General features: G+C 62.3%; 8 protein-coding genes. 6 read left to right on the plus strand and 2 right to left on the minus strand.

Features of this window, described 5'->3' with window-relative positions:
- Positions 1–137 precede the first annotated feature (137 nt).
- The 3 genes from ACXJKH_RS09855 to ACXJKH_RS09865 are packed head-to-tail and all read left to right on the plus strand — an operon-like array spanning position 138 to position 3,537.
- Positions 138–2,276, plus strand: coding sequence for a TonB-dependent siderophore receptor (locus ACXJKH_RS09855; RefSeq protein ID WP_457319292.1), 2,139 nt, complete (start codon positions 138–140; stop codon positions 2,274–2,276).
- A gap of 8 nt (positions 2,277–2,284) precedes the next feature.
- Entirely contained in the window at positions 2,285–3,415 is a 1,131-nt protein-coding gene (locus ACXJKH_RS09860) for a PepSY-associated TM helix domain-containing protein (RefSeq protein WP_457319293.1), read from the plus strand.
- Positions 3,412–3,537 carry a hypothetical protein gene (locus ACXJKH_RS09865; RefSeq protein ID WP_256774474.1) on the plus strand — a complete coding sequence of 42 codons (126 nt, stop codon included), beginning with the start codon at positions 3,412–3,414 and terminating at the stop codon, positions 3,535–3,537. The genes ACXJKH_RS09860 and ACXJKH_RS09865 overlap by 4 nt, the downstream gene beginning before the upstream one ends.
- A 136-nt stretch (positions 3,538–3,673) precedes the next feature.
- On the opposite strand, the gene ACXJKH_RS09870 is transcribed toward ACXJKH_RS09865, so the two are convergent.
- On the minus strand, positions 3,674–3,976 hold the full coding sequence (locus tag ACXJKH_RS09870) for an antibiotic biosynthesis monooxygenase family protein (protein ID WP_457319294.1): 303 nt from the start codon (positions 3,974–3,976) through the stop codon (positions 3,674–3,676).
- A 60-nt stretch (positions 3,977–4,036) separates the two neighbouring features.
- On the minus strand, positions 4,037–4,717 hold the full coding sequence (locus ACXJKH_RS09875; RefSeq protein ID WP_457319295.1) for a helix-turn-helix transcriptional regulator: 681 nt from the start codon (positions 4,715–4,717) through the stop codon (positions 4,037–4,039).
- A 254-nt stretch (positions 4,718–4,971) separates the two neighbouring features.
- Here ACXJKH_RS09875 and ACXJKH_RS09880 point away from each other — a divergent pair, with 254 nt between their 5' ends.
- The 3 genes from ACXJKH_RS09880 to ACXJKH_RS09890 form a co-directional block, all read left to right on the plus strand.
- The gene (locus tag ACXJKH_RS09880; RefSeq protein WP_457319296.1) at positions 4,972–6,225 is read left to right on the plus strand and encodes a DUF2254 domain-containing protein; all 1,254 of its coding nucleotides are present in this window, start codon (positions 4,972–4,974) and stop codon (positions 6,223–6,225) included.
- 265 nt (positions 6,226–6,490) lie between these two features.
- On the plus strand, positions 6,491–7,591 hold the full coding sequence (locus ACXJKH_RS09885; RefSeq protein ID WP_457319297.1) for a hypothetical protein: 1,101 nt from the start codon (positions 6,491–6,493) through the stop codon (positions 7,589–7,591).
- A gap of 46 nt (positions 7,592–7,637) precedes the next feature.
- Positions 7,638–8,866: BCCT family transporter (locus tag ACXJKH_RS09890; RefSeq protein WP_457319298.1), on the plus strand; the 1,229-nt coding region annotated here is incomplete at its 3' end.

The following is an 8,866-nucleotide window of genomic DNA, read 5'->3' on the forward strand; positions in this document are numbered from 1 at the left end:
GGTGACGTCCCCCCACACGTCGGCCAGCGGGCGGCAGAGCGGCTGATCCGAAGCGGGCCGGACCTCCCGTTGAGACGCAGGCATTTGACCTCCCCACATGTTAATCTTTCTCATTCGCACCTAGTCTCCCGCCCCCGATGACCCGCCCACCACTTCGCCCCTCCGCCCTGGGCCTGTCCCTGACCCTCGCCTGCCTTTCGGCCCACGCCGCTCCTCCCTCCTCCGCCGATGTGCAGCAGCTCGACGCAGTACAGGTGCTCGGCCGCGCCCAGACCCTCTACCGGGTGGACGACGCCACGGTGGGCACGCGGACGGAAACGCCGCTGGCGCTGGTGCCGCAGTCCATCCAGGTGGTACCGCGTGAGCTGATTGAAGACCAGGCGGCCCGCCAGATCACCGACCTGTACCGCAGCATCAGCGGCATCAGTTTCTTCAGCTATGCCGGCGTGACCCTGCGCGGCTTCCGCCAGGAAAACGTGCTGTATGACGGGCTGCGCGGCGACCCCTATGCCGGCTTTTCGGTGCCGCAGCTGTTCAACATCGAGCGCGTGGAAGTCCTGAAGGGACCGGCCGGCGCCCTGTACGGCGGCGGCGATGCCGGGGGCGTCATCAACTACGTGACGCGCAAGCCCAAAGCCACGCCCGAACGCCGTATCGAACTGCAGGCCGGCAACAACGATTTCCGGGCGGCGTCGATCGAGGCCACCGGGCCGATGAACACCGCGGGCAGCGTGCGCTACCGCGCCGGGCTCTATGGCGACACCGAACAGGGCGTGCGCTGGAACGCGGACAGCGAAAGCGTGATCGGTGATGCGTCGCTGGCCTTCGACGTGGGCGACACCGGCGAGTTGACCCTGCAGTTCACCGACATCACCCAGAACCTGGGCGGCAACCGCCTGCGTGGCGTGCCGGTGGACGACAACGGCAGTTTTCTCACCGACCGTCGCTGGAATCACAACGAAGCCAGCGACTTTCTCGACATGCGCGCCAAGGTTGCGCTGGCCCAGTACCGCTTCTCGCCCAGCACCAACCTGGACGTGGATGTGGGTGCACGCTGGTTCGAGAACAACGAGCATCAGATCTACCACGAGCCGATGGGGCTGATCGACCGCAACCGCGACGGTGTACCCGAGTGGATGACCCGCCAGCTGCGCAACCAGATCCGCGACAACGATGCATTCACCGCCAACGCCAACGCCGTGTGGCGCGTCAGCACCGGCAGCATCGAGCACAAGGTGCTGTTCGGCGCCGATGTGTACCAGCAGGATGCCGACTTCACCGCGCAGACGGCCAACAGCGCGGATCTGGCGCGGGGTGCCGGCCCGGTGCCGGGCATCGACCTGTTCAACCCGGTGTATGGCGCAAGTTCGTGGCGCGACTACAACCTGGCCGCCCTGCCCTGGCGCAGCACGAGCACGCGCAGCAAGCGCTATGGCGGCTACCTCCAGGACGAACTGACCCTGACCCCGCGCTGGCATGTGCTGGCCGGACTGCGTTGGGATGGCTTCAAGGACGATGACCGCGTTGCCGGCACCCGCGTGGACGGCAACGACATCAGCTGGCGTCTGGGCAGCACGTATACCGTGCGGGAAGGCGTGAATGTCTACGCCAATATCGCCAGCGGCTTCATGCCCCAGAGCGCGGCCAACCAGAGCGCCGAGGCGGGCGGCCCGTTCGATGCCGAGCGCAGCAAACAATGGGAAGTCGGGTTGAAATCCCTGCTGGCCGAGCGCGTCACCCTGAACCTGGCCGCGTACCGGATCGACCGCAGCAATATCGTGCAGGCCACCGGCGAGATCGTGGACGGCGTCAACCAGCTGGCCGCCCTGGGCCTGGTGCGCAGTACGGGCATGGAGCTGGATCTGCTGGCCGATGTCACCGACCGCTGGGTGCTCAACCTGACCTACGCCTACAACGATGCGCGGGTGAAGGATGCCGGCAGCAACGGCATCACCAATGCCTCCGGCGATCGCTTCGCCAATGCGCCGCAGAACAAGCTCGGCCTGTGGACGCGCTACGACCTGCCGGCGATCAACTCCGCCATCGGCTTTGGCGCCGACTACGTGGATGAGCGCGTCAGCCTGGATGGCCAACGGGTAAAGCCGTATACCGTGTTCGACATGAGCTGGAAGACGCAGTGGCAGCAGTGGCAGTTCCAGGCCAACGTCAAAAACCTGTTCGACAAGGTCTATGCGGCCAGTGGCTTCACCGAGCGCACCGGCCACTTTCCGGGTGAGCCACGCCGCGTGTACGTGCAAGCGGCGTACGCCTTCTGAGCCCGCCCATGCGCCAGCCTACGCCAGCGCCCCCCCACCGCCCTGCACGCAGCGGGAGTGGGCGCCGGCTGTGGTTCGATCTGCACAGCTGGCTCGGCCTGAAGCTCTGCCTGTTCATGGGCTTTGTCTGCCTCACCGGCACGCTGGCGGTGTTCTCGCAGGAGATCGACTGGCTGCTGCACGCCCCCATGCGCGTGGCCGATGGGGGTGAGCAGGCCGGCTGGGGGCCGGTCATCCATGCCGCGCAGGCGGCACATCCGGACTGGGAGCTGGAAGGCATCTCCGCCGGTCACACGCGCCTGTTCGCGGCGCGCGCGCAGATGCGCCTGCCCGATGGCAAGCGACGCTTTGTCTGGATCAACCCGTATACCGCGCAGGTGACCGGCGACACGGGCTGGTTCAATACGCAACGGCTGCTGCGCAACACCCACCGCCACCTGATGCTGCCGGTGGCCTGGGGCGTGCCACTGGTGGCGGCGCTGTCCATCCCGTTGCTGCTGTCGCTGTTGAGCAGCCTGTACATCTACAAGAAGTGGTGGCGCGGCTTCTTCAAACGGCCCGACCCCTCGCGACCGCGCCGCCTGTGGGGCGATGTCCATCGCCTGGCCGGGGTTTGGTCACTCTGGTTTTTGCTGCTGATCGGCTTGACCGGCGCGTGGTATCTGATCGAATCCCTTGGCGGCGATGCACCGGCCGCGCCGACCATGCGACTGGCCGAGGGCGATGACCGCGCTGCCGCCGTCGACCCGGCCGCTGTGGACGCTGCGGTGCAGACCGTCCGCCAGCAATGGCCCGGCCTTCACATCCTCGGCGCCATTCCCGCACGCGATGGCGGGAGCATCCTGTTCCTGGGGGAGGCCGACGCCTGGCTGGTGCGGGAGCGGGCCAACAACATCGCCGTGGACCTGCGCACCGGGCACGTGATCGGCATGCATGACGGCCGTGCGCTGGGGGTCCATCAGCGTATCGCCGAAATGGCCGATCCCCTGCACTTCGGCAGCTTCGGCGGTTGGCCCATCCGACTGCTCTGGTTGCTGGCCGGCACGCTGTTGACCGGGCTGTGCTTCACCGGCGTGTATCTCTACGGACTTCGCACAGTGGATTCGCTGCGATCAGCAGCCAAAAGGCGGCAGACATGAGTCATGAAAAACTGCCCGGCCCGTGGCGCGCGGCGTGGCACGGCATGGGTCGTTGGCGATGGCTGTGGCTTGCCCTGCTGCTGGTATGGGCGTCGCTGGTGCCGCTGGAGGCAATGAAGTAGCGGGGCTCACCCGTCTAGACGACCTGAATTGGCTACGTCCAGATCCAACACCGCCCTGCGGGGCGGCGTTGGTAGCAGGCGTCGACAATGCTGCAACCTGCTTCGAGTCCTTCAATGTGAAGAGTCCGCAGCGGCCTCAGCCCGGTACGAAATGCCGCATCAGGTGTAGTTCCTCGATGGCAGCCAAGTAAGGGGCGAAACGTGCATCGCCACCGGCAAACGCCTGCGCCGCCGCCTGAGCGCTGGCGAGGTCTTGCCAGCGAGCGATGTCAACGAATCGGTCGTCCTCGCCGATCGGCGAGAACGGCTGGTAATCGATCAACCCGGGGAACTGTGCGATGGCAGCGCGCAGCTGTTCACGTAGCCTGGGCATCTGCGCGTGCGCCTCCGGTTTTACTGTAAACACGGCCAGTTCGAGCACGGAAGAAGTGACTTGCATAGGAAGGGTTCCTCATGGGGTGAACGTGCAGTCTGCCCACCCCCTGCTGCCACCGGGGTGTCAGTAGGCGCGTCCGTCCCAAGCGCTTTGTTGGTGTTGGAGATACGCTTCCAGTGCCACATGCTCTGGCACCGTCAAAGGCGCGGCATTGCTGAGCGATTCGATCTGATCCAAGCGGAAGTCCCGATAGTCCTGCCGGAGCGCGCACCAGCTGCCCAGTGTCCAATGCTGCCCCCAGTGAAACAGGCCCAACGGAAGCACTGTGCGCTCACTAAGCCTCCCTTGCAGAGAGCGATAGCGCAGGTGCACGGTGCCACCTTCACGAACGGCCGTATGCAGTGGCTGCCAGCACGGCAGCGACACAGGCACTGCGCGCAGCGCTCGGGCGATGCGCGGCTTGGGAGGACCGGAGGGGGATGCCGCCTGCAGCTTATGCAACAACGAACGCGCCGCTGGCTGCAGGTGTCCGCCACCACTGCAGGCCAGCATCTCCACCGCCAATTGCAATGCCTCGAGCTCTGACGCATCCAAGGTCAGGGGCGGTAATTCAAAGTTGGGCTTGAGGCTATAGCCAATGCCCGCCTCGCCATAGACAGGTATACCGGCCACGGACAGGTCATCCATATAGCGGTAGATGCTGCGCACGGAAATACCCAGCTCTGTGGCCAGCACCGCCGCAGTAACTGGCTGTCGCACACGAATCAGATTGACCAACTGGAACAGACGATCGGCCTTGCGCATGATGGTTGCCGTGACTACAGCTGCTGTAAATATCCTCCAGCACCCGAAAATGCAAGCGGGTGTGCCGAGTCGCCATAGCGCGCTGCTCGAAGCTCGGATACGGCTGTGGCAGGCGACAGGAGAGCGGGTTGAGGCCGGACACTTGGCGTTGACGCGCCCAAGCCCATACAGCTGGGATACTGACTCCATCAAAGCTGAGCAACTGCCCCATGATGACCAAGTGGCGGCTGACCCTATTCAGGATCAGCAGGAGAATGTGGTTCCGATCCACTCTTTACGGGGTATTGGGTATCGTAACCGCCCTGGCAGGCGCTGCCGCCAAGTTCGTGTTACCGACTGGGCTCGCCACCCAGATTGGTGTTGATTCGGTCGGCAACATCCTCGGCATCCTGGCCGCCTCAATGCTGACGGTCACGACCTTCGCCCTTTCAACGATGGTTGCCGCTTACGGCTCGGCGTCCACCAACGCCACGCCGCGCGCCTCTCGATTACTGATTGAAGATACCCGGGCGCAAGGTACGCTGGCGACGTTCGTTGGTGCGTTCCTGTTCTCCATCGTCGGGCTCATCGCACTCAGCACGGGTATCTATGGGGACAGCGGACGACTTGTCCTGTTCGGAGCGACCATAGCGGTCATCATCGTCATCACCGTGACACTCCTTCGGGCCATCGAGCAGTTTTCCCGCTTTGGACGGCTGGGAGAAACGGTTGATCTGGTTGAAAAAGCCACGTTGAAGTCGATGAAGCAGCGCGCAGATGCGCCGTTTCTCGGCGGGATTCCCTACAGTGGCATAGCGCCAAGCAACACCATTGATGTCTTCGCCGCGGATGTTGGGTACGTTGAGCACATTGATGTGCAGCGGCTCAATGCCATCGCGGAGGAACACCAGCTGACGGTCTATTTGACCTGTCAGCCAGGCACCTTTGCGACTCCCAATCGCGCACTTMTGAGMGTTGGGGGCCTTCTCAACGACGATCAAAGAACACAGATGATTGAAGCGCTCACCATCGGCGGTTCTCGCAGGATGGAGAACGATCCGCGTTACGGCCTGGTCGTCCTCGCCGAGATCGGCGTGCGATCCATGTCTCCTGCCGTCAATGATCCTGGCACGTGCATCACGGTCATCGGTACCTGTGTGCGACTTCTGCTCAGATGGGATGCCTTGGCCTGCGCAGGTGAGCCTGACAAAGTGCGGTATTCCCACGTCCACATCGCTCAACTGGATGTGGACGACCTGTTCGAAGATGTGTTTGCGCCCATATCGACCGATGCAGCAGGGTCTCTTGAAGTCAACATCAGGCTGCAAAAAGCGTTYGYCGCCCTCTGCGCCGGCTGCTCACCCGCCACTCGCGAAGCCGCTCGACGCCACGCCGACGCGTCTTTGGAGCGCGCAGTGCAAACGCTGAAATTCTCCCGGGATCAAGAAAAGCTTCGGGCGATCGCTGCGGTAGAACATCAACGCGCTCAAGACGCAGCTACCCGCCAGGCAGTAGCGTCTGGTCACTGAGACCTGAGATTGGGATGATCGCTACGAATGGACATCGGCACATCCATCCTGGCACTACCACTCACCAGCGCTGGAACCTCTGTATCGAGATCCACCCTCCCGTCGCTTTCACGGGCTGCGTGGTTCCATATCGCCCAATGCGCGCAACTCCCATCCTGTCCGGCCTCACGCGCCGTGAAGACAGAGCCTTGGACTTGGGTGGCCTACGCTTACGCGTTAGACTTGGACGCTTTCATTCGCAAAATGGAGGCCACGAGACACTATCGTGAAGGTATTTCCCCTCATTTACTTGTGTGTTGCTGCAACGGCCACAGGCACAATCCACGCTCAAGAAGCGCCCAACACTCCTGTTGAACCATTTGTCGATGTGGGTGGCGCCATCCGGTTCAATTATGGCTGGCTGGACTACGGCCCCACAAGCCGCCTGCAACTTGAACTGCTTCGCGCAGACGTAAAAGCCGGAGCTGGCCCGCTTTTCTTCTCTGCCCAATATCGCTGGTATGACGGTTTCGATGCCGTCCACCATGCCTACGCCGGATGGAATTTCAACGAAGCAACGCAGCTCAAGGMCGGCATCCAGCAGGTTCCCTTCGGACTCCTGCCTACCGTCTCGCAGAGCTTCTGGTTCGGCTCAGGCTACTACCTTGGCATTGAGGACGATTACGATCCGGGTGTGACGCTCAGCCATGAACGTGGCGACCATCACTGGATAGTCGGCTGGTTCTCGGGGGATGAATACGGAAGCGGCTCTCGCTACAACCGATACTCCTTTGACGTGGCCCAGACTGCTGACCTGCCCTACAGGGAACGAGAGCGCGTTCACTTCAGATACGAACACACCAGCGCCTTGCATAACGGTGAGGTGCTGCTCGGGGCCTCTGGATTCAGTGGTCAGGTTCAGAACACCACTACCCGCCGTCACTATCGTCACCAGGGTGCTGCGCTGCATGCCCAGTGGAAACGGGATGGCTGGACGACCCAGCTGCAATGGGCTCGCTACCGTTACAGCGTGCCAGGCGACCGGATTGCGATGTCTGCCTTCCTTGCCCCCTTTGAGATTGCGTCGGAAGCCGATGTCCCCAGCGCAAACGTGGCCTACTCCTTCGGTGAGCAGCGCTGGCTCGATGACATCACCTGCTACAACAACCTCAGTATGACGCGCCCGATGGGACGCAGCCAAGGCGTGAGGGATTCATGGCAGAACGTGACCGGATGCAGCCTGCAAAAAGGGATCATGTTGACTTACGTGGACTGGATTGCGGGCAAGAACATGTGGTTTGCAGGCGGGGACGGCATCGGAATCGATGACGGCGGCCCCTCCCGCTGGCATAGCCGACTCAACCTCAACATCGGGTTCTATTTCTAAGCGCAAGTCGCACTCCTGCTTCAACGATCATCAACCGGAGGAATTTATGCAGAGCCCAGCTCCGCCATCCACTCCTGTTCGCCAGCGCATCTTGCCGCAGGTGTTCATTCCCACTGCGGCCATCGTGCTTTTACTGTTGGCGCTATCCATCTTCGTTCCAGAAAAAGCGACGACTTGGTTCACAGCAGCCAAGAACTGGACCGCCAATGACGCGGGCTGGTTCACCATCTTATCGGTCGCAGGCTTCCTGGTGTTTGTGGTCGGTGTAGCGATCAGTGGCTACGGGCGCATCAAGCTCGGCCCAGACCACAGTCGCCCTGATTACAGCTATGCCTCGTGGTTTGCCATGCTCTTTGCGGCAGGCATGGGCATTGGCCTGATGTTCTTCGGCGTGGCAGAGCCGATCATGCACTACGCTACCCCGCCGACCGGCACGGCCGAGTCTGCCGAGGCAGCTCGCCAGGCGATGCGTATCACCTTCTTCCATTGGGGTGTGCATGCCTGGGCCATCTACGCTGTTGTTGCGTTGGCATTGGCCTACTTTGCCTATCGCCACAACCTGCCGCTCCGGGTGCGATCGGCGCTCTATCCGCTCATCGGAGAACGCATCCACGGCCCCATCGGCCATGCGGTGGATACGTTTGCAGCCCTTGGCACCATCTTTGGCCTGGCCACGTCGCTTGGCCTGGGGGTAATGCAGATCAACTCCGGACTGAACTACTTGTTTGGCCTGGAAGTCAGCACCCTCGTGCAGGTGTCGCTGATCGGCATCATCACCCTGGTCGCCACGGGATCAGTGGTGGCAGGCCTGGACAGCGGTGTGCGCCGACTCTCTGAGATCAACATGATCATGGCCGTCGCACTGCTTGCATTCGTGCTTGTCTGCGGCCCCACCGTCCACCTGATGCAGGCATTTGTACAGAACACCGGAATGTATGCCTCCCAGCTGTTCTCGATGACATTCAACCTGTATGCCTATGAGCCAAGTGGTTGGCTCGGTGGCTGGACCTTGTTCTACTGGGGCTGGTGGATTGCCTGGTCGCCCTTCGTTGGCATGTTCATCGCCCGCATCTCGCGAGGCCGCACGGTGCGTGAGTTCGTGGTTGGCGTCTTGCTGGTGCCGCTGGGGTTCACATTCCTTTGGATGACCATCTACGGCAACTCCGCCTTGTTCATGGTCCGATCCGAAGGTGTTCAGGAGCTCGTCACGGCCGTTTCGAATGACAGCTCCATGGCGTTGTTTGAATTCCTGCGCCACCTTCCACTGACGATGAT

This window comes from Stenotrophomonas sp. P5_B8 (genome assembly GCF_054049855.1).